Raw genomic sequence first — 18,842 nt, forward strand, 5'->3', positions numbered from 1 at the left:
CTGGCCAGAAGCCGCACCAAGCACGACAAGGAACACCCCGATGCTCGAACCTGCCCCCATCCCCAAGCTGGAACTGCGCAATATCACCAAGTGGTACGGCCCCGAAGGGTCCGGGGTGCTGGCGGTCGACGATTGTTCGGTCTCGGTGCAAAAGGGCGAATTCGTCTGCGTCGTCGGGCCGTCGGGCTGCGGGAAATCCACCCTGATGACCGTAGGGGCGGGGCTGGAGCAGGCGACGCGGGGCGAGATCCTGATTGACGGCAAGCCGGCCGGAAAGCCCGGCCCGCGCCGCAGCGTCGTGTTCCAGAAGTTCGCCCTGTTTCCGTCAGAGACCGTGGCCCAGAACATCAAGTTCGGCCTTCAGATGACCAACGTGCCACGCGACGAGCAGGAGCGTCGGCTGTGCGAACAGCTCGACATCATGGGCCTTGCCCAGTTCCGCGACAGCTATCCCAGCCAGCTTTCGGGCGGCATGCAGCAGCGTGTGGCGATTGCCCGCGCCCTGGCGATGCAGCCCGAGATCCTGTTGATGGACGAACCCTTCGGCGCGTTGGATGCCCAGACCCGGACCCTCCTTCAGGAAGAGGTCCAGCGGCTCAGCCATGAAAAGCACTACACCGTCCTGTTCATCACCCATTCGGTGGAAGAGGCCGTCTACCTGAGCGATCGCGTGATCGTCATGTCGCGACGCCCCGGCCGCATCAAGAAGGAAATCCAGTTGCCACGCGACGTGGTCTGGAAACGCGGCGACATCGAACAGGCCGCCGAACACCCGGACTTCATCAAGGCTCGGCGCGAGATCTGGGCGCTCGTGCGCGAAGAGATCCTGGCCGCCTGAAACATGCCGAAGCCATCGAAACGACCCAACCGGAGGAGAAAGACCATGACATTCAATCTTATCAAGCGCCTTGCCGCGGGAGCGGCCATCGCGGCGCTGGCCGCGGGTGGCGCTCTTGCGCAAACCGCACTGCATCTCAACAGCCAGCCGAATGAGGCGGGCTATACGATGTGGCTGGCCGATCACCTCGGATATTTCGCAGAGAACGGCCTCGAGGTGGAAACCACCTATTTCCCCAATGGCGGCGTGGCGCTGGCGTCCGGCGTCTCTGGCGACTGGCAGGCGGGTTGGACAGGTGGGCCGCCGGCGATCTCGGGCTGGGACAAGTTCAAGCTGATTTCCTTTGGCACGATGCAGAAGGAAGACCGCAACATAAAGCTGGTCATGCGCAAGGACGTCATGCAGGGCATGACCCCCGCCGAGGCGCTGGCAAAGGTGCGGATCGGCACCGTTCCCAATTCGACCTGGAGCCAGGTTCTTTTCGCCTGCGCCGACCATTTCGGCGTGGCGCAGGGCGACCTGGAGATCGTTCCGCTTGATCCGCCGGTGACGCGTCAGTCGCTCCGCAACGGCGAGGTCGGCGCAGGCACGACCGCCGCCAGCGCGGATTTCGATATCGTCATGGACAAGGACAAATACGAAGTCATCTGCGATGGCGAGATTGCCGGGACATCGGTGATTGCGCCCTGGATCATCACGGATCGGTTCTGGCAAGAGAATCCCGAGGCCGCGGCCAAATTCGTCGAGGCCGCTTACCGGGCCAACGAATACATCCGCGCCAATCCCGACAAGGCCGTCGAACTGGCCCTCCAGTACTATGCAGACACCGGCATCGAGGGCGACAAGGAAACTGCCGCTTATGCGTTCAGCCTGCGGGATTTCCAGACCCTCGACGAAGCAATCGCCGACATGGAATCCGGTGCCACCATCGACGCGCTGATCGCCGGTGCCGAGGTTCTGGTAGCCGCGGGGGCCTATGACGAAGTGCCCGACCTCAAGGCCATGCAGCCGGTGGCGCTCCAGGTGCTGACCGCTGCCAAAGCCCTGCGAAACTAAGCCGGCAACTCCCAAAGAAGGACGTAAAGAATGAGCATCACGTGCGATACGGTGACCGAGGTTTTCAAAGGTCAAATCGGCCGGACATACAAGGAGTCCACCCCTTGGTGGCCTGAGGTCAGGGGCCCGAAGAAAGACAGTCCCAATATCCTCGTGATCCTGTTTGACGACTTGGGGTTCGGGAGTCTGGGGTGCTACGGCGGCGACGCGGAAACCCCCAATATCGACCGCCTGGCCCAAGGAGGCCTGCGCTACAACAACTTCCACACCACGGCCTTGTGTTCTCCCACCAGGGCGTCGTTGTTGACCGGACGGGACCACCACGCTGTCGGCATGTCGATCATCGCCAACGCCGACAGCGGCTTTCCCAGCAAGCGCGGCGCGATCCGGCACAACGCCGGGACATTGGCTGACATGCTGGCGCCCGAAGGTTACAATTCCTACGCGGTAGGCAAATGGCACCTGGCGCCGGCAGATCAGATGTCGGCCGTCGGCCCCTTCGATCACTGGCCTCTCGGGCGCGGATTCAACAAGTTCTATGGCTTCCTCGAAGCGCTGACCGATCAGTTCCGGCCCTCGCTGGTGCGGGACAACCAGCACATCGAACCGCCGCGCACCCCGGAAGAAGGCTATACGCTGAACGAGGACCTGGCCGACCAGGCGTGCAAGTTTCTGACCGATCACGTGTCTCTGGCGCCGAACAAGCCGCTTTTCATGTACTACGCTCTGGGAGCCATGCATTCGCCACATCAGGCTCCGCAGGAATACCTCGACAAGTACAAGGGTCGTTTCGACGAAGGCTGGGACATCGCGCGCGAACGGCGCCTTGCGCGGCAAATCGAGATGGGAATCGTGCCAGAGGGCACGAAACTGGTACCGCGCAATGACGGTGTGGAACCCTGGGACAGCCTGTCCGACGACCAGAAGCGGGTCTACTGCAGGTTCGAAGAGGCCTATGCCGCCTTTCTCGACCACTCCGACAAGGAACTGGGCCGCGTCTTCGACCATCTCGAAAAACTGGGCAAGCTCGACGACACGATCATTTTCCTGATGTCTGACAATGGGGCGAGTCAGGAAGGTCAGATCCACGGGTCGACCAGCACCACCTTCTACGAAAACATGGATGCTGAATCCTTCGACTACAACCTCGAGCGGATCGACCAGATCGGCACGATGCATGCCAAGAACAACTATCCGATCGGTTGGGCCCAGGTCGAAAACACCCCGCTGCGCCGCTACAAGCAGAACACCCATGCCGGTGGGGTTCAGGACCCTCTGATCGTCCACTGGCCCAAGGGGTTGAAGGACACCGGCGTCCGCACCCAGTTCCATCATGTCATGGACATTGTGCCGACCATTCTTGAGGTGACCGGGACCGAAGCGCCGGCCCGGATCAAGGGCATCCCCCAGATGAATATTCATGGCACCAGCATGAAATATTCCTTCGACGACGCCCGCGCCCCGACCCGCAAGACCGCACAGATCTTCGAGATGTTCGGCCACCGCGCCATCTGGCACGACGGCTGGAAGGCGGTTGCCTATCACAAGCGCTATTCCGATTATGACGAGGACCAGTGGGAATTGTACCACGTCGCCGAGGATTTCTCGGAAAGCACCGATCTCGCGCAGAAAGAGCCGGAGCGGCTGAGGAAGCTGATCGAGCTGTGGTGGGCGGAAGCCGGGCGCTATGACGTGCTGCCACTTGACGACCGTGGCTTTGCCGAACGCCGCGCCATGTCGCGTCCGCGCGACGAGTCTCCGCGCATCCAGCAGGAATTCGTCTTCTTTCCCGGCATGACGAACATTCCCGGCGGGGCTGCTCCCTTTACGCTGGATCGTTCTTATGAGCTGGCCGCACGTGTGCGCCTGCCAGAGGGGGCCGAAGGGGTCATCGCGGCCTGCGGCGGGCTCTGCGGGGGGTATACGCTCTACGTGAAGGATGATCGCATCATTCACGAGTACAACTATTACCAGAAGATGTACCGGGTCGAGGGCAGGGTGCCGCCGGCCGGGGACTGGGTCGATATCCTCTACAGGTTCGACAAGACCGGCGTCCGTCAGGGTGAAGGCGTTCTGGTCATCAACGGTCAGGAGGCGGGACGCACCGCGCTGCCCGAGACCTATCGGTATTTCATGGACTGGGAGGGTTTCAGCCTGGGGCGCGATGCCGGCTCGCCGGTGAGCCCGGTCTATGAGGGCCGACAGGGATTTGCCTTCACGGGCGAAATCGACCGGGTCCGCATCACCTTGGGCAACGATATTGCCGGACCCAACGACTATGAATCGCAGGACTGAGTCCCCGGTTCCCGATCCCGCGCGGCTGTCGCGCGGGACACGACACTCCGCTCTGACCTGGCCCGCCTTCGGCGCGCGACGACAGATCCCGCGCCACCGGGCGCTTTGCCGGTAAGGCGCGAGCACGTCGAGAGCGTCCACGGCACCACTGGTTAATTTGAAAGAAGCACACATGGCACGAGATCTTGAGGGAAGAACCATCGCCATCACCGGCGCAGCCTCTGGTATCGGGCTGGCCTGCGCCCGGGCCTGCCTTGCGTCCGGCGCGCAGGTGGCGCTTGTCGACCGCGCCGAGGATCGGCTGGCGACGCTGTGCAAGGAGCTGGGCGAACGTGCAGTCCCTGTGGTCACAGACCTGCTCGAACCGGCCAGCGTCGACCAGATGCTGCCTCGGATCCTCGACCGGATGGGACATCTGGACGTCTTTCACGCGAACGCCGGGGGCTACGTCGGTGGCGATGCGTCTGAGGGAGACCCGGACGAATGGGACCGGGTGCTGCATCTCAACGTCAACGCTGCCTTTCGCACCGTGCGTGCCGTGTTGCCGCACATGAAAGAACGCGGAACCGGTGACATCATCATGACCAGCTCCATCGCAGGTGTCGTGCCGGTGATGTGGGAGCCGATCTACACCGCATCGAAACATGCCGTGCAAGCCTTTACCCACACGGTTCGGCGACAGATGGCCCCGCACGGCATCCGTGTCGGCGCGGTCCTGCCCGGCCCGGTGGTGACCGCGTTGCTGGACGACTGGCCCAAGGCAAAGATGGATGAAGCCCTGGCAAACGGCAGCCTCATGCAGCCTGATGATGTGGCCGATTGCGTGCATTTCATGCTGACCCGGCCACGGCACGTCACCATCCGGGACCTCGTGATCCTGCCCAACAGTGTCGAACTGTGAGGCCGGAGATGACGGACCTCTCACATGGAAACCCGGTCTTTCTCGGCATTGACGTCGGCACAGGAAGTGCCCGCGCCGGGGTGTTCAGGCCCGATGGTGCGCTGCTGGGGACCGGCAAGCACGAAATCCGGATCTGGCGCGAGGGCGCTCTGGCCGAGCAATCATCCGACGACATCTGGCATGCGGTCTGCATGGCCGTCAGGGCGGCCATGGCCGAGGCTGACGTGGCAATCGATACCGTCGTTGGCATCGGCTTCGATGCAACCTGTTCGCTGGTCTGTCTGTCCGGTGACGGCAGGCCGGTCAGCGTCAGCCCCTCCGGCGATCCTGAGCGCAACATCATCGTCTGGATGGACCAGCGCGCGGCCCCACAGGCTGCCCGCATCAATGCGACCGGGCATCGGGTGCTCGACTATGTCGGCGGCAGCATCTCACCCGAGATGGAAACGCCGAAACTGCTCTGGCTGAAGGAAAATCTGCCCGAGAGCTACGGCCGCGCCGGGCATTTCATGGATCTGGCAGATTACCTCACCTGGCGGGCCACCGGCGATCTGTCCCGGTCAAGCTGCACACTGACCTGCAAGTGGACCTACCTCGCGCATGAAGGCGGATTCGATGTCAGTTATTTCCGTGAAATCGGCCTGTCCGATCTTGGTGACGACAACTTTGCGCGGATCGGAACCAAAGTGGTCGCTCCGGGCAGCCCTCTGGGCAGCGGTCTCACGCAAGACGCAGCTCTGGCACTGAGACTGGCGGCAGGAACTCCGGTCGCGGCCGGGATGATCGACGCGCACTCGGGGGGGATCGGAACGGTCGGGGCCAAGGGAGCCCCGGCTCAGTCGCGCATGGCCTATGTCTTCGGCACCTCGGCCTGCACCATGACGTCGTCGCCGCATGCCACCAGCGTGCCAGGTGTCTGGGGCCCCTATCACGCGGCGATGCTGCCGGACGCCTGGCTGATCGAGGGCGGTCAATCCGCGGCAGGCGAGGCGATTGCACATCTGGTGCAGATGCATCCGCATTTCCCCGAAGCGGCAGAGATCGCCCGGCAAAAGGAGCTGTCGGTGACCGACTTCCTGCTCGCTGAAGCCGAGCAAATGAGCAAAAATCCGGAACAGGCCGTGCTCCTCGCCGGGAACGTGATCGTTGTGCCGGATTTCCTGGGCAATCGCGCGCCTCTGTCGGACCCTTCTGCGCGGGCCATCATCGCCGGTCTCGATCTGCGGCGGGATCTGGCGTCGCATGTCGCGCTCTACATCGCCGGCCTGACCGGCATCGGATACGGGCTCCGCCAGATCCTTGATGCACAAGCCGCCTGCGGCGTCGTGCCAGAGACGGTTGTCGTCAGCGGCGGAGCCGGCGCAAGCGGCTTCGTCAAGCAGATCCTGGCCGACGCGACGGGCAGGACCATGGCCAGTCCGGGAACAGCTGAACCGGTCTTGCTGGGGAGCGCCATGCTCGGCGCGGTTGCCTCCGGTCACTTCTGTTCGCTGGAAGAAGCGATGGCGGAGATGTCCAGCCTCGACGGTATGTATGCGCCGGCAACGGGCGAGATGCGAGAGCTGCACGACCAGCGCTATCGCCGCTTCACCGCGTTGCAGCAAGCCGGACGCGCCAGCCAGGGAGACGGGGCATGAACCGGGACATCCTGATCGGTCTGGATGCCGGCACTTCGGTCATCAAGGCCGTGGCCTTTGATCTGACGGGGCGTCAACTGGCCGCGGCCGGTGTCCGCAATCGCTACCGCACCTCGCCGCAAGGGGCAGCGGAGCAGGACATGGCGCAAACCTGGCAGCTTGCGGCGCAAATGCTCCGCCAGTTGTCCGATACGATCCCCGATCTCGCAGGCCGCGTGCTCGCCATGGGGGTGACGGCCCAGGGTGACGGCACATGGCTGATCGATGCCGAGGGCACCCCGATCGGCGATGCCATGTTGTGGATGGATTCGCGCGCGGCTCTGGAAGCGCGAGAGATCGCCAATTCCTGTGGGCACGACACCATCTACCACACAACCGCGACCGGGGTGAATCTCTGCCAGATGCGGGTGCAACTCTCCTGGCTGCGAAAGACCGCCCCCGAGAGGATTGGTTGCGCGGCACATGCCCTGCATTGCAAGGAGTGGCTGTACTTTTGCCTCACCGGCGAAGTGGTTGCCGATGTGAGCGAAGCGGTATTGAACTTCGGCGATATCCGGACGCGGCGCTACAGCGACGCGGTGATCACCGCGCTGGGCCTCGATGACATGCGCCGTCTGATGCCGCCAATCATAGATGGCAGCAGGTCCGCGCACGGGCTCGGCAGACGCGCCGCTGCCGCGACAGGACTGCCTGAGGGGCTGCCGGTCTGCCTTGGGTATATGGATATCGTCACCTCCGGAATTGCCTCGGGGCTGTGCGACAGGACCGCACGGCCTGGGGTGTCGATCCTCGGATCGACCGGAGTTCACACGCGGTATGCCGCGAATGTCGACGAGATCGTGCTGAACGACAACCGAACCGGCTATACGGTGGCGCTTGCCGACGAAGCCTTTGGGCAGGTGCAGACGAATATGGCGGCGGCGATCAATATCGACTGGATTGCCGGGATTGCCAGCGAAGTTATGGCGACTGCCGGACTGGCGCCAAGCCCATCCGATATTCTTGCAGGCTTTGAGGATCTGGTGGCCGGGGCGCGGCCCGGCGCAGCGACCTATCACCCCTATATCGCCACCACCGGTGAGCGAGGGCCCTTTTCCGAACCCGACGCACGGGCCAGCTATACCGGGCTCGACCGCGCTGTCGGCTGGGGCGAGATGGTACGCGGGGTTTACGAAGGCTTGGCCCTGGCTGCGCGCGATTGTTATTCGGCGATGGGCGACATCCCGGGCGAAATCCGGGTCGCCGGCGGTGCGGCGCGATCGACCCAGCTTGTGCACATCCTGGCCTCTGTCCTGAACCGCCCGGTCCGGGCAGTCGCGCAGGAAGAGACCGGTGCAGCCGGAGCGGCCATGATCGCCGCGGTGCAATCTGGGGTCTTCTCCAGCTTGGGCCAGGCCAGTGAGGTCTGGGTCACGCCGCTTCTTCGAGATGCCGTCCTGCCCGACCCGGATCTGACAGGAACCTACGACAGCCTTTTTCCGGCCTTTCAGGCGGGGCGAACAGCCATGCAACCGCTCTGGCACGCCCAGGCGAAGACAAGGGAAGAAATCTCATGACCACTGACGTTGCGATCATCGGTGACAGATTCATGTTGTCCAAGACCTTCGAGGAGCAGATCCTCGCGGTGTGCGGCGACAAGGTGTCGGTGCGCCGGATGGACTACGATTGGCCCGATGCGCCCCTGGAACAGGGCTACGGCGGCTCGCGCATCCAGGGTATTCAGGAGTTTCAGGGCGACCCCGACGAAGTGGTGGCGCATATCGGCACGGCGAACGTGGCGGTCCTGCATCACGCGCCGCTGTCGGCCGAGATGATGCAAGCGCTGCCCGGCCTGAAACTTGTGGCGGTCAGCCGCGGTGGCCCGGTCAACATCGACATGACGGCGGCGCGGGCGCGCGGCATCACCGTGGTCAACACGCCCGGCCGCAACGCCAGCGCGGTGGCGGAATTCACCATCGGGGGCATCATCGCAGAGGTACGCAACCTGGCCCGAGGCCATGAGGCGCTGAGGGCAGGGGACTACCGGACCGATCTGTACCGGGCGGATGTCACCGGCGACGAGCTGTGCGACATGACTGTCGGGATCGTCGGGTACGGCCAGATCGGCAAGCGCGTCGTGTCGCTCCTGAGAGCCTTCGGATGCCGGATCCTGGTGTCCGACCCTTACGTGCAATTGGCGGTCGAGGACCTGCAGGCGGGTGTCGAGATGGTCTCGCACGAAAGGCTGCTGGCCGAGGCCGACATCGTGTCACTGCATCCGCGCGTGACCGAGGAAACCACCGGAATGATGAATGCCGCGGCCTTTGCCGCGATGAAACCGGGCAGCACCCTGATCAACACCGCGCGCGGCCCGCTGGTGGATTACGATGCCTTGATCGCGGCACTGCAGAGCGGGCATTTGCGTGGCGCCATGCTCGAGACCTTTCCGGTCGAACCGGTGCCTGCGGATTCTCCGCTGCTCACCATGCCCAACGTCACCCTGACCCCCCACATCGCCGGAGCCTCCCTGCGAACCGTGCGCGTTGCAGCAAGCAAGGCGGCGGTTGAAGTGCGGCGCTGGCTGGACGGCGAACCTCCCCTGAACCCCTGTTGAGAGATCCCATGAAAGATATTCAGACCACCCTCCGCCAATCGCTCGTCGATGCCTGCCAGAGCCTCGCATCCCTGGGCCTGACTCAGGGCACGTCCGGAAACGTGTCGGTGCGCTGCGGCGACAAGATGCTGATCTCGCCCTCGGCGACACCCTATGAAGACCTGACGCCCGAGATGATCGTCGAAATGCCGCTTGACCGGAACGATGGCACTTGGTCCGGCCCGCTCAAACCCTCGACCGAATGGCGGTTTCACCTCGACATGTTGCAGTCGCGGTCCGACGTGAATGCGGTCGTCCACGGTCATCCGACCTATTGCACCGCGCTTGCCATTGCCCGCAAATCGATACCGCGCTGCCACTACATGATCGCGGCTTTCGGAGGCGATGACGTCCGATGTGCTGGCTACGCGCGGTTCGGGTCCGAAGAGCTCTCCGAACTCGTCAAGGAGGCGATGAAGGACCGGACCGCCTGTTTGATGGCCAACCATGGCGCGCTGGCGCTTGGCTCGGATTTGCGCAAAGCGCTCTGGCGTGCCGTCGAGCTGGAGGCCATTGCCCAGCAATACTACCTGTCGCTCGCCATCGGCGGGCCGGTGCTGCTGAGTGAAGAGGACATTGCCGAGACACATCAGGCCTTCGGCGGCTACGGGCTCCAGGATCAGCACTGACGACGTGACACGCATTTCCCGGCGCCGGCTCTTCCAGACCCGGCACCAGGTTTTCCAGAAAAACGAGGCGGCGGAACATGGCGGAAACGCGAAAGGTCGATCTTTTCGTTATCGGCGGGGGCATCAATGGCGCGGGCATTGCCCGGGATGCTGCAGGTCGGGGTCTGAGCGTCGTGCTGTGCGAAAAGGACGATCTTGCCGAAGGCACCTCGTCCCGATCGGGCAAGCTGGTGCATGGCGGTCTGAGGTATCTGGAGTATTTCGAGTTCTCGCTGGTCCGCAAGGCGCTGATCGAGCGCGAGACCCTGATGCGCAACGCGCCTCACATCATCTGGCCGATGCGCTTTGTCCTGCCGCATTCCGGTCAGGACCGCCCGGCCTGGCTCGTGCGGCTGGGGTTGTTCCTCTACGACCATCTGGGGGGCCGGGCCAGGCTGCCGGGCACACGCAGGCTGGATCTGCGGCGGGCCCCCGAAGGCCAGGCGATCCGAGACACATTCTGCAAGGCGTTTGAATACTCCGACTGCTGGGTCGACGACTCCAGGCTTGTGGTGCTCAACGCAATGGACGCTGCGGAACGCGGGGCCCTCGTCTTGACACGCGCGCCTTGCATCGCCGCGCGACGGGAAACCGGAGGATGGCGGGTCACCACGCGCCACTCCGGGTCCGGCGCGGTTCGGGAATTTGAGGCGCGCGCCCTTGTCAATGCGACCGGGCCCTGGGTCAGCGACATCATCACGGATGTGGCGGCTTCGTCCAGTCGCCGCAATGTGCGAATGGTCAGAGGAAGCCATGTCATCGTGCCCAAGTTCTGGCGCGGCGAACATGCCTACCTTGTTCAGAACCACGACAAACGCGTTATCTTCATCAACCCCTATGAGGGCGACAAGGCCTTGATCGGCACCACGGACATTGCCCACGATGGCCCGGCCGATCAGGTTCAGCCGGATGAGGCCGAGATCGCCTATTTGCTGGATGCGGTGAATAGGTATTTCAAGGAGCAGCTGTCGCGCGAAGACGTGCAGAGGGCCTATGCCGGGGTCCGGGCGCTTTTCGACGACGGAAAAGGCAACCCGTCTGCGGTGACGCGCGACTATGTACTCGATCTGGATGAAAAGGACGGCATCCCGCTGCTCAACGTCTTCGGCGGAAAGATCACGACGTTCCGCGAGCTGTCGCAAAGGGCACTTCACCAACTGAGGCCTTGGTTTCCACATCTCGGCGGCGACTGGACCGGTGCCGCCCCGCTGCCCGGCGGGAACATGGAAGGCGCGGATTTCGAAATGTTCGTCAATCAGGTCAAGGCCGAGTACCCTTGGCTGCCGCGCACCCTCCTGCTCCACTACGCACGGCTCTACGGGACGCGAATGCGGCGCCTGCTCGGCGAGGCACGGTCAGTCGAGGACCTCGGCCGGCATTTCGGCGGCGCGCTTTATGAAGCCGAAGCCCTTTACCTGCGCCAGTCCGAATGGGCCGAAACCGCGCAAGACGTCCTCTGGAGGCGCACCAAGCACAGTCTGCACCTGACACAGCCTGAGCAACTGGCGTTTGCCCGATGGTTTGAGGAGTTTGTGTGAGCTCTCCCTGAACCGCGGCGCCTATCGGGGTCAAGGACAGGGGCGTTGGCCTTGCCTCCGTCATCCGTCGTGCTGCCGTGTGTCAGGAAAGACGTCGCAAAGGCAAACTACCGAGGGGCTTTTGCACCAGACGGCCTCGTTTTTTCCGATTTTATTCCAAGTACCTATCAGCTGCTGACCGGCCCTGTCTTTGACCTTGCCGAACCACCTTTTCGGCCGTGCAGACACTCGACCTGTCGGGACAGTCAGGTCGCACCCGGGGGAGGGGCGCTTGGTTTGCGTCCGTGTCCGGCTGGCTTCTCCGTCGCCGCATTCCAGTAGGAACCTTCCTTGCGGTCTATGTGACAGGCGAGAAGCGACAGGGCGGTTTCGACGTCGCGGTCCCTCGCGGCCTTGGTGATCAGGATGTGCTCCTGATAGGATTTCTCCATGTGGTCGTTGTGCCGACCAAGGCGGTTTCTGAGCGCCGCCATCTTCAGGGCGATGGTCTGAAAGGCGTCGTTCAGGAAGCGATTGTCGGCATGGTCGAAGAAGCTTTGGTGAAAGACCGTGTCCTCGGCAAGATAGGCCGCGTCGTTGCCGTCCTCGCGCGCCGCAGTCATCTTGTCGATGCTGGCCTCGAGCGCGGCCGCCAGGGCCTCCGGATCGGAGAGGATGGCCTGCCGCAGGGCCGCCGTCTCGAGGCAGGTTCTGGCATCGCACAATTTGGCGAGCTCCTCTGGCTCGAGATTGAAGACGAATGAACCGCGCTGCGGCTCCACGATCAACAGCCCCTCCATCTCGAGACGATTGATCGCTTCGCGCACCGGTGTGCGGCTCACGCCAAGATCCTTGGCGATTCGGGCTTCTGAGAGTTGACCGCCGAGCTCGAACTCTCCGCCGACGATACGGTCGCGAAGGTCCGAAGTTACCAGTTCGGTCAATGACTTGGGTCGGTTCAACAATACCACGGGCGTCTCCTTTGTCCCAGCTTATCACCGCCCGAACTGGCATACAATGTGTTACCACTTGACGAGGTAGCATACTGTATGCCAGTTTCTGTCGGGCAAGGGATGGAGGTCCTGTTGAGAATGTTTGAAACCATATTCACCGCAGCCAACCGGGCCCTGGTGGCCGGTCTGCTGGCGGGGGTCTTTCTGATCGTCTTTGCCAACGTGGTGGGGCGATACGGGTTCGGGGTTTCGCTGGCCTGGATCGAAGAGGCGGCTCGTCACATGATGATCCTCGGCGCCTTCTGCGGCGCAGGGCTGGCGCTGCGCGAAGGTCGGCTGGTGGCGATTACCGCGCTGCCGGATCACCTGCCCGCAGGGGCCCGCATTGCGCTGCGCTGGATCATTGTCGCGGTGATGTTCGCCTTCATGGCCGTCCTGCTCTGGCTCGGGCTCAAGTTCGTGGCCTTCGGCTGGGACAAGGAAACCATGTCGACCGGTATCTCCCGCGGGATCCCCTACATGGCCATCCCGCTGGGCTGCGCGATCTTCCTCGTTCATCTGGCGCTCTTTGCGCGCCGCTTCGTTGTGCAGGAGTTCGAATTTCATGCCGAGGACACGCCCTCGGATCGGCAGGTGTGACCATGGCCAAGACCCTGATCCTGCTGTTCTTCGCGACCCTGCTGCTCAGCGTGCCGGTTGCCTTCACCATGGGAATTGCCGGGCTGTCGGCGATCCTGCTGCACGGCGGGCTGAACCCGCTGATCGCAACCCAACGCCTGTTTGCCGGGATCGACAGCTTTCCGCTGATGGCCGTGCCCTTCTTCATCCTGGCGTCGGAGCTGATGACGGCCTGCGGGCTGACCAATGCGCTCCTGCGCTTTGCCAATGCTCTGGTGGGCCATGTGCGCGGCGGGCTGGGGCATGTGAACATCCTGGTCTCGATGCTCTTTGCCGGGATCAGCGGCTCGGCATTGGCCGATGCGGCAGGGCCCTCGGCCATCGTCATGCGGATGATGCGCGAGGCGGGCTACGAGAAGAACTATGCCGGCGCGCTTTCCGCCGCGACGGCGACCATCGGGCCGATCATCCCGCCGTCGATCCTGGCCGTGATCTTTGCGATCTCGACCACCGGTGTCACCGTTGCCGGCCTGTTTTTGGCAGGAATCCTGCCGGGGCTGCTGCTGGGCCTGTCGCTTGCGGTGGCCAACCACATCGTCTCGACACGGCACGGCTATCGCGGCCGCGAACACCGGGCCGACCGCGCCGAGCTGCGCCGGACGACGCTTGCCGCGCTGCCCGCTCTGATCATGCCGGCGATCATCCTGGGCGGCATCCTGTTCGGCATCTTCACCCCGACGGAAGCCGGTGCAGTAGCCTCGGCCTATGCCCTGATCCTCGGCTTCATCCTGCGCGCTTTTTCGCTCCGCTCGATCTACCAGGCCTTTGTCAGGGCTGCGGTCATCACTTCGTCCGTGTTCCTGATCGTGGCGATGGCGTCGATCTTTGCCTGGCTTCTGACCTACCTGCAGATCCCGCAATCGCTGGCCGAGATGATCACCGGCATCACCGAGAACCGCATCGGCATCCTGTTCATCCTGGCCGGGTTCGCGCTGATCTGCGGCTTCTTCATCGACACGCTGCCGGCGCTGATCATCCTGACACCGATTCTCGGGCCCATTGCCTATTCCGCCGGGATCGACCCGCTGCAATTCGGCATGATGCTGGTTCTGAACCTGACCATCGGCATGATCACGCCCCCGGTCGGCCCGGTGCTCTTCGTGATCGCCACGGTCGGGCAGCTGAAGATCGAGTCCCTGTCAAAGGCGGTGCTGCCGCTTCTGCTGGCCGAGCTCGTGGTGCTTCTTCTCGTCATTCTCGTGCCGGAAGTAAGCACCTTCGTCCCCAACTTCTTTGGGTTTGCAAACTGACATGAAAGGGAGGAACCTCATGAATTCCATGTCGCATCTGATGACCGCAGCCGCCGTCATCGCACTCTCCGCCGGCGCCGTCAGCGCCAAGGAGCTGAAGTACGCACATTTCCAGGCGGCAGACCTCAGTTCGCCGAAGCATGCCGCCGCTCTGGCCTTTGAATCCTGCGTCGAAGGCAAGACATCGGGCGGGATCGACGTTCAGATCTTCCCGGCCTCGCAGCTTGGCGGCGGCTCGGAAATCATCGAAGGCCTGCAACTGGGCACCGTCCAGATGGCGGCAATTCATGATGGGCCGATTTCGGCGGTCTACAAGCCGTTCTCGGTGCTGGCGATCCCGTATCTTTTTGACGACCATGCGATGGCCTGGTCGGTCATGGATGGCGAGTTCGGCGACGCGATGGCCGAAGACATGCTGGCCAAGACCGGCATCCGCAGCTTTGGCGTGGCCGACAACGGCGTCCGCAACTTCACCAACAACGTGCGTCCGGTGGCAGAGCCCAAGGACATGGAGGGCCTCAAGATGCGCGTCATGACGGCGCCGGTCTGGGTCACGCTGGTCGAAAGCCTCGGCGCCTCGGCCACGCCGGTGTCCTGGCCGGAACTGCCGGGCGCGCTGCAGCAGGGCGTCGTCGACGGTCAGGAGAACGGTGTGACCAACATCGTCAATGCCTCGCTCTATCAGCACCAGAAGTACGTCTCGCTCGATGGTCACGTGTTCAGCTGGCACGCCTACCTGATGTCCGACATATTCTATCAGTCGCTGACCGCTGACGAGCAGACCGCCGTCACGCAATGCGTCGAGACCGCCAAGGTGATCCACCGCGGCATGACTGCGGCGCAGGACGCCAACGCCGGTGCCATCCTGTCCGGGAAAGGCATGGAGGTCGTGCCGGTCAACCCCGAGCAGAAGGCAGCGTTCCGCGCAGCGGCGCAGCCGGCGGTGCGGGCCCATGTCGTCGATGACATCGGCGCGGAATGGCCGGACCGGCTTGACGCGGCCATCGAAGCCTATCGGGCGAACTGAGCCATGGGTCGGGACTGTCATGTCATGACCGCCAACGTGGTCGTTTTCGAGCCGGGCTATGCGGCCTATGAAACGGAACGCGAAGTGCTTGCCGATCACGATGTGTGCGTCACGCCCGTTGGCGCGGATGAGCCGGCGGTCCCGGCCCTGCGAGCGCTTGATCCGGTCGCCTTGCTGGTGCGCGAGCGCAAGGTCGGGGCGGCCGAGATCGACGCCTGCCCGAACCTGAAGATCATCGTGCGCTACGGCGTCGGATACGACAATGTCGATCTCGATCACGCCAGGGCGCGCGGCATCTACGTCACCAATGTGCCCGACTACGGCGCAGACCGCGAGGTCAGCGAACACGCGGTGGCACTGTACCTGGCGGTGCAACGGCGGCTGGTCTCGCGCGATGGCGAGGTGCGGGCGCGCCAGTGGGGGATCGGTCAGGCGGCTCCGGTTCCCGGCCGCGAGGATGCGGTGCTGGGGCTGATCGGCTGCGGCAAGATCGGACTTCAGGCAGCGCGCAAGTTCCGCGCGCTTGGGTTCGGGCGCGTCATGGTCTTCGACCCCTACCTCGATGAGGCAATCGCGCAGGAAGAGGGCCTTCTTTCCACCGATCTCGACACCCTGTGCCGCAGCGCCGACGTGATCAGCCTGCATGCGCCGTTGACGCCGGAGACCCGCCACATCCTCGACGCCGACCGCATCGCGTTGATGAAGCCCGACGCCATCGTCGTGAACGTCTCACGCGGGGGGCTGGTTGATGAGGCGGCGCTGGCCGCAGCCCTCATCCAGGGCCGCATATTCGGCGCTGGCCTCGACGTCTTCGAGCAGGAGCCGGTGCGTCCGGACAATCCGCTTTTGGAGGCGCCGAACACCATCCTGACCGATCACGCCGCCTGGTACTCGGAGCGCACGGTCAGGCTGTTGCAGGCCAAGGCTGCCGAGGAAGTCAGCCGCGTGCTGAAGGGTGAGGCCCCCCTCAACTGGGTCAACAGATAGACACACCGGCGGTTGCGACTGCCTCCCGAAATCCAGAAACACAGAACAAGGATCACTCTCATGGATACCAAAGAACTCGTCGCCGGCTTCCGCCAGGTTGCAACCGCCTCGGTCGCGGATGCGGTCGACAAGATCGCCGGGCGCGGCGGCTTTCTGCCGTCGTCGATCAAGCCGCGCATCAACGACAGGAAAATCGTCGGCCCGGCCGTCACCATCCTCGAAGGCCCGACCGACGAATTCCTGCCGCCGCAGCACGCGCTGGACGCCATCGACGAGGCCGAGGAAGGCTCGATCATCGTGATCTCGACCAATGGCACCACCGACGTGGCGCTCTGGGGCGGGTTGATGACAGCGGGCGCCGTGGCCAACAAGCACGAGGCAGCGGTGCTTGACGGCGGCGTGCGTGATCTCGTCGAGATCAAACGCGACTACGACTTCCCGGTCTATTCGCGCGAGGTGTCGCCGGGCACCACGCTGGGCCGGATCAAGACCCTGTCGGCCAATACCGAGATCTCGATGGGCAATGTCATCGTGCGCCCCGGTGACATCGTCGTGGGTGACGTGGACGGCGTTGTCGTCGTGCCGCGTGACCACGCCGAAGCGGTGCTGGAGATGGCGCAGGAGATCGACGAACGCGAAGCCGAGCAGGCCAAGCTGATCATCGCCAGCGGCTCGTTGCGCGACGGGCTGGCGAAATACGGCCGCATCTGACGCCGTGCCCTGACCTGGCCGCGCCGGCTCCGGCGCGGCTCCTTCCATACAGAAAGAGACATGCACATGACGCCCGACATCCTGTGCCTCGGCGAACCGATGCTGGAGTTCAACCAGCAGCCCGACGGCACTTACCTGCCTGGCCATGGCGGCGATACTTCGAATGCGGCAGTGGCCGCGGCCCGTCAAGGTGCCAGGGTCGGCATGCTCACCCACCTGGGCAATGATGCCTTCGGCAAATCCTTCCTCGATCTCTGGCAAGGCGAAGGCATCGACACATCTCTGGTCCGGCAGGTCGACGACGCCCACACTGGCGTCTACTTCGTGACACACGGGCCGGAGGGCCATCAGTTCAGCTACCTGCGCGCCGGATCGGCCGCGAGCCGCATGGGCCCCGACGATCTGTCGGCGGCCGCGCTGCAGCGGACGAAGATTCTCCACGTCTCGGCCATCAGCCAGGCAATTTCTGACACTGCGGCCGACGCGGTGTTCGAGGCGATCCGCGTCGTCAGGGCGGCGGGCGGCAAGGTGTCCTACGACACCAATCTGCGCCTGAAGCTCTGGCCGCTGGACCGTGCCCGTGCCGTGACCCACGCGGCCGCTGCGCAGAGCGATATCGTCCTGCCCGGGCTCGACGACGCCCGTCAGCTGACCGGTCTGACCGATCGCGATGACATTGCGAGCTTCTATCTCGACCTCGGGGCCGAGATCGTGGCGCTGACCCTCGGCGCCGAGGGATCGCTTGTCGCAACGCGGGAGAGGCGAGAACGGATTGCGGGACGCAAGGTCGCTGCGGTCGATGCCAATGCCGCGGGCGACACTTTTGACGGCGCGTTTCTCGCGCGGACCGTTGCCGGAGACGACCCCTTCGCCGCCGCGCGATACGCCAATGCGGCGGCCGCGCTCACGACGCTGGGGTTCGGCGCCGTCACCCCGATGCCGCGCAAGGAAGCCGTCATCGCATTCCTGTCAGAGGAGGCCGCGTGATGAAACAGGCCGTGGTAATCGGCGGCACGCGCGGTATCGGCGCGGGGGTCGTCTCGGTCCTGCGGGACAAGGGCTGGCAGGTGCTGGCCACCGGAGTATCGCAGGCGGAGGTCACGGACTTCCGCAACGACACGCCCGGGGTCGAGGCCGCGGTGCTGGACGTTCGCGACACAGCGGCCGTGAATGCGCTTTTCGCCGGTCTGACGCAACTCGACGGATTGGTCAATTGCGCCGGTATCCTCATGCGTGGCACCGAATACGAGATAGAGACCTTCGAGCGGGTGATCGACATCAACCTGACCGGGACGATGCGCTGCTGCCTGGCGGCCGAGCCGCATCTGGCGAAATCCGGCGGAGCCATCGTCAACACCGCCTCGATGCTCAGCTACTTCGGCGGACCTCTGGTCCCGGCCTATTCGGCCTCCAAGGGCGGCGTGGCGCAGCTGACCAAGGCCCTGGCGGGGAAATGGGCATCGGAGGGCATCCGGGTGAATGCCGTGGCACCGGGCTGGATCGCCACCGAGATGACCGAAGCCCTGCGCGCCGACCCGGCGCGCAACGCGCCGATTCTCGGCCGGACCCCGCTGGACCGATGGGGCAAGACCGCCGAGGTCGGCAATCTGGCGGCCTGGCTGCTGTCGGATGAAGCCAGTTTCGTGACCGGCGCCGTCTATCCGGTGGATGGCGGATATTCCGCAATGTGAA

17 protein-coding genes are annotated in these 18,842 nt (G+C 64.0%); 16 read left to right on the plus strand and 1 reads right to left on the minus strand.

The window, feature by feature from the left end:
* Positions 1–40 precede the first annotated feature (40 nt).
* From ACN0SE_RS02105 to ACN0SE_RS02145, 9 genes are all read left to right on the plus strand, one after another.
* On the plus strand, positions 41–838 hold the full coding sequence (locus tag ACN0SE_RS02105) for an ABC transporter ATP-binding protein (protein ID WP_417522818.1): 798 nt from the start codon (positions 41–43) through the stop codon (positions 836–838).
* A 45-nt stretch (positions 839–883) separates the two neighbouring features.
* Complete coding sequence (locus tag ACN0SE_RS02110) at positions 884–1,894, plus strand: ABC transporter substrate-binding protein (protein ID WP_417522819.1); 1,011 nt, start codon at positions 884–886, stop codon at positions 1,892–1,894.
* A 153-nt stretch (positions 1,895–2,047) separates the two neighbouring features.
* The gene (locus ACN0SE_RS02115; RefSeq protein ID WP_417522820.1) at positions 2,048–4,189 is read left to right on the plus strand and encodes an arylsulfatase; all 2,142 of its coding nucleotides are present in this window, start codon (positions 2,048–2,050) and stop codon (positions 4,187–4,189) included.
* Between the two features lie 172 nt (positions 4,190–4,361).
* The gene (locus ACN0SE_RS02120) at positions 4,362–5,090 is read left to right on the plus strand and encodes an SDR family oxidoreductase (protein ID WP_417522821.1); all 729 of its coding nucleotides are present in this window, start codon (positions 4,362–4,364) and stop codon (positions 5,088–5,090) included.
* An 8-nt stretch (positions 5,091–5,098) separates the two neighbouring features.
* Entirely contained in the window at positions 5,099–6,727 is a 1,629-nt protein-coding gene (locus ACN0SE_RS02125) for an FGGY-family carbohydrate kinase (protein ID WP_417522822.1), read from the plus strand.
* Positions 6,724–8,283: an FGGY family carbohydrate kinase gene (locus ACN0SE_RS02130; RefSeq protein WP_417522823.1), complete on the plus strand. Its 1,560-nt coding sequence runs from the start codon at positions 6,724–6,726 to the stop codon at positions 8,281–8,283. Before ACN0SE_RS02125 ends, ACN0SE_RS02130 begins: the two co-directional genes overlap by 4 nt.
* A complete protein-coding gene (locus ACN0SE_RS02135; protein WP_417522824.1) occupies positions 8,280–9,320 on the plus strand; it encodes a 2-hydroxyacid dehydrogenase in 1,041 nt (346 codons plus the stop codon). Before ACN0SE_RS02130 ends, ACN0SE_RS02135 begins: the two co-directional genes overlap by 4 nt.
* Before the next feature lie 8 nt (positions 9,321–9,328).
* Complete coding sequence (locus tag ACN0SE_RS02140; RefSeq protein WP_417522825.1) at positions 9,329–9,988, plus strand: class II aldolase/adducin family protein; 660 nt, start codon at positions 9,329–9,331, stop codon at positions 9,986–9,988.
* A 77-nt stretch (positions 9,989–10,065) separates the two neighbouring features.
* A complete protein-coding gene (locus tag ACN0SE_RS02145; RefSeq protein WP_417522826.1) occupies positions 10,066–11,565 on the plus strand; it encodes a glycerol-3-phosphate dehydrogenase in 1,500 nt (499 codons plus the stop codon).
* Positions 11,566–11,810: 245 nt separating this feature from the next.
* Here the strand turns inward: ACN0SE_RS02145 and ACN0SE_RS02150 are convergent, their stop codons facing one another.
* Positions 11,811–12,515 (minus strand): GntR family transcriptional regulator, encoded by a 705-nt coding sequence (locus ACN0SE_RS02150; protein ID WP_417522827.1) that lies wholly within the window; start codon positions 12,513–12,515, stop codon positions 11,811–11,813.
* Positions 12,516–12,635: 120 nt separating this feature from the next.
* Here ACN0SE_RS02150 and ACN0SE_RS02155 point away from each other — a divergent pair, with 120 nt between their 5' ends.
* From ACN0SE_RS02155 to ACN0SE_RS02185, 7 genes are all read left to right on the plus strand, one after another.
* Positions 12,636–13,136, plus strand: a complete 501-nt coding sequence (locus tag ACN0SE_RS02155) for a TRAP transporter small permease (protein ID WP_417522828.1) — start codon at positions 12,636–12,638, stop codon at positions 13,134–13,136.
* Between the two features lie 2 nt (positions 13,137–13,138).
* On the plus strand, positions 13,139–14,425 hold the full coding sequence (locus tag ACN0SE_RS02160) for a TRAP transporter large permease (RefSeq protein WP_417522829.1): 1,287 nt from the start codon (positions 13,139–13,141) through the stop codon (positions 14,423–14,425).
* Positions 14,426–14,453: 28 nt separating this feature from the next.
* Positions 14,454–15,452, plus strand: coding sequence for a DctP family TRAP transporter solute-binding subunit (locus ACN0SE_RS02165; protein ID WP_417522830.1), 999 nt, complete (start codon positions 14,454–14,456; stop codon positions 15,450–15,452).
* A gap of 24 nt (positions 15,453–15,476) precedes the next feature.
* On the plus strand, positions 15,477–16,439 hold the full coding sequence (locus ACN0SE_RS02170) for a C-terminal binding protein (RefSeq protein WP_417522831.1): 963 nt from the start codon (positions 15,477–15,479) through the stop codon (positions 16,437–16,439).
* 60 nt (positions 16,440–16,499) lie between these two features.
* Complete coding sequence (locus ACN0SE_RS02175; protein WP_417522832.1) at positions 16,500–17,150, plus strand: RraA family protein; 651 nt, start codon at positions 16,500–16,502, stop codon at positions 17,148–17,150.
* A gap of 66 nt (positions 17,151–17,216) precedes the next feature.
* Positions 17,217–18,137, plus strand: coding sequence for a sugar kinase (locus ACN0SE_RS02180; protein ID WP_417522833.1), 921 nt, complete (start codon positions 17,217–17,219; stop codon positions 18,135–18,137).
* Entirely contained in the window at positions 18,137–18,841 is a 705-nt protein-coding gene (locus tag ACN0SE_RS02185) for an SDR family NAD(P)-dependent oxidoreductase (protein ID WP_417522834.1), read from the plus strand. The genes ACN0SE_RS02180 and ACN0SE_RS02185 overlap by 1 nt, the downstream gene beginning before the upstream one ends.
* Position 18,842 lies beyond the last annotated feature (1 nt).

The organism is Marinovum sp. (genome assembly GCF_048263515.1).
Classification (GTDB): domain Bacteria; phylum Pseudomonadota; class Alphaproteobacteria; order Rhodobacterales; family Rhodobacteraceae; genus Marinovum.

Excerpts from the sequence above, each read along its gene's own strand:
- ACN0SE_RS02125 (WP_417522822.1), top strand. The coding sequence starts at position 5,099 with ATGACGGACCTCTCACATGGAAACCCGGTCTTTCTCGGCATTGACGTC.
- ACN0SE_RS02135 (WP_417522824.1), top strand. The coding sequence starts at position 8,280 with ATGACCACTGACGTTGCGATCATCGGTGACAGATTCATGTTGTCCAAG.
- ACN0SE_RS02180 (WP_417522833.1), top strand. The coding sequence starts at position 17,217 with ATGACGCCCGACATCCTGTGCCTCGGCGAACCGATGCTGGAGTTCAAC.
- ACN0SE_RS02155 (WP_417522828.1), top strand. The coding sequence starts at position 12,636 with ATGTTTGAAACCATATTCACCGCAGCCAACCGGGCCCTGGTGGCCGGT.
- ACN0SE_RS02130 (WP_417522823.1), top strand. The coding sequence starts at position 6,724 with ATGAACCGGGACATCCTGATCGGTCTGGATGCCGGCACTTCGGTCATC.
- ACN0SE_RS02120 (WP_417522821.1), top strand. The coding sequence starts at position 4,362 with ATGGCACGAGATCTTGAGGGAAGAACCATCGCCATCACCGGCGCAGCC.
- ACN0SE_RS02110 (WP_417522819.1), top strand. The coding sequence starts at position 884 with ATGACATTCAATCTTATCAAGCGCCTTGCCGCGGGAGCGGCCATCGCG.
- ACN0SE_RS02145 (WP_417522826.1), top strand. The coding sequence starts at position 10,066 with ATGGCGGAAACGCGAAAGGTCGATCTTTTCGTTATCGGCGGGGGCATC.
- ACN0SE_RS02105 (WP_417522818.1), top strand. The coding sequence starts at position 41 with ATGCTCGAACCTGCCCCCATCCCCAAGCTGGAACTGCGCAATATCACC.
- ACN0SE_RS02185 (WP_417522834.1), top strand. The coding sequence starts at position 18,137 with ATGAAACAGGCCGTGGTAATCGGCGGCACGCGCGGTATCGGCGCGGGG.
- ACN0SE_RS02175 (WP_417522832.1), top strand. The coding sequence starts at position 16,500 with ATGGATACCAAAGAACTCGTCGCCGGCTTCCGCCAGGTTGCAACCGCC.
- ACN0SE_RS02165 (WP_417522830.1), top strand. The coding sequence starts at position 14,454 with ATGTCGCATCTGATGACCGCAGCCGCCGTCATCGCACTCTCCGCCGGC.
- ACN0SE_RS02160 (WP_417522829.1), top strand. The coding sequence starts at position 13,139 with ATGGCCAAGACCCTGATCCTGCTGTTCTTCGCGACCCTGCTGCTCAGC.
- ACN0SE_RS02140 (WP_417522825.1), top strand. The coding sequence starts at position 9,329 with ATGAAAGATATTCAGACCACCCTCCGCCAATCGCTCGTCGATGCCTGC.
- ACN0SE_RS02170 (WP_417522831.1), top strand. The coding sequence starts at position 15,477 with ATGACCGCCAACGTGGTCGTTTTCGAGCCGGGCTATGCGGCCTATGAA.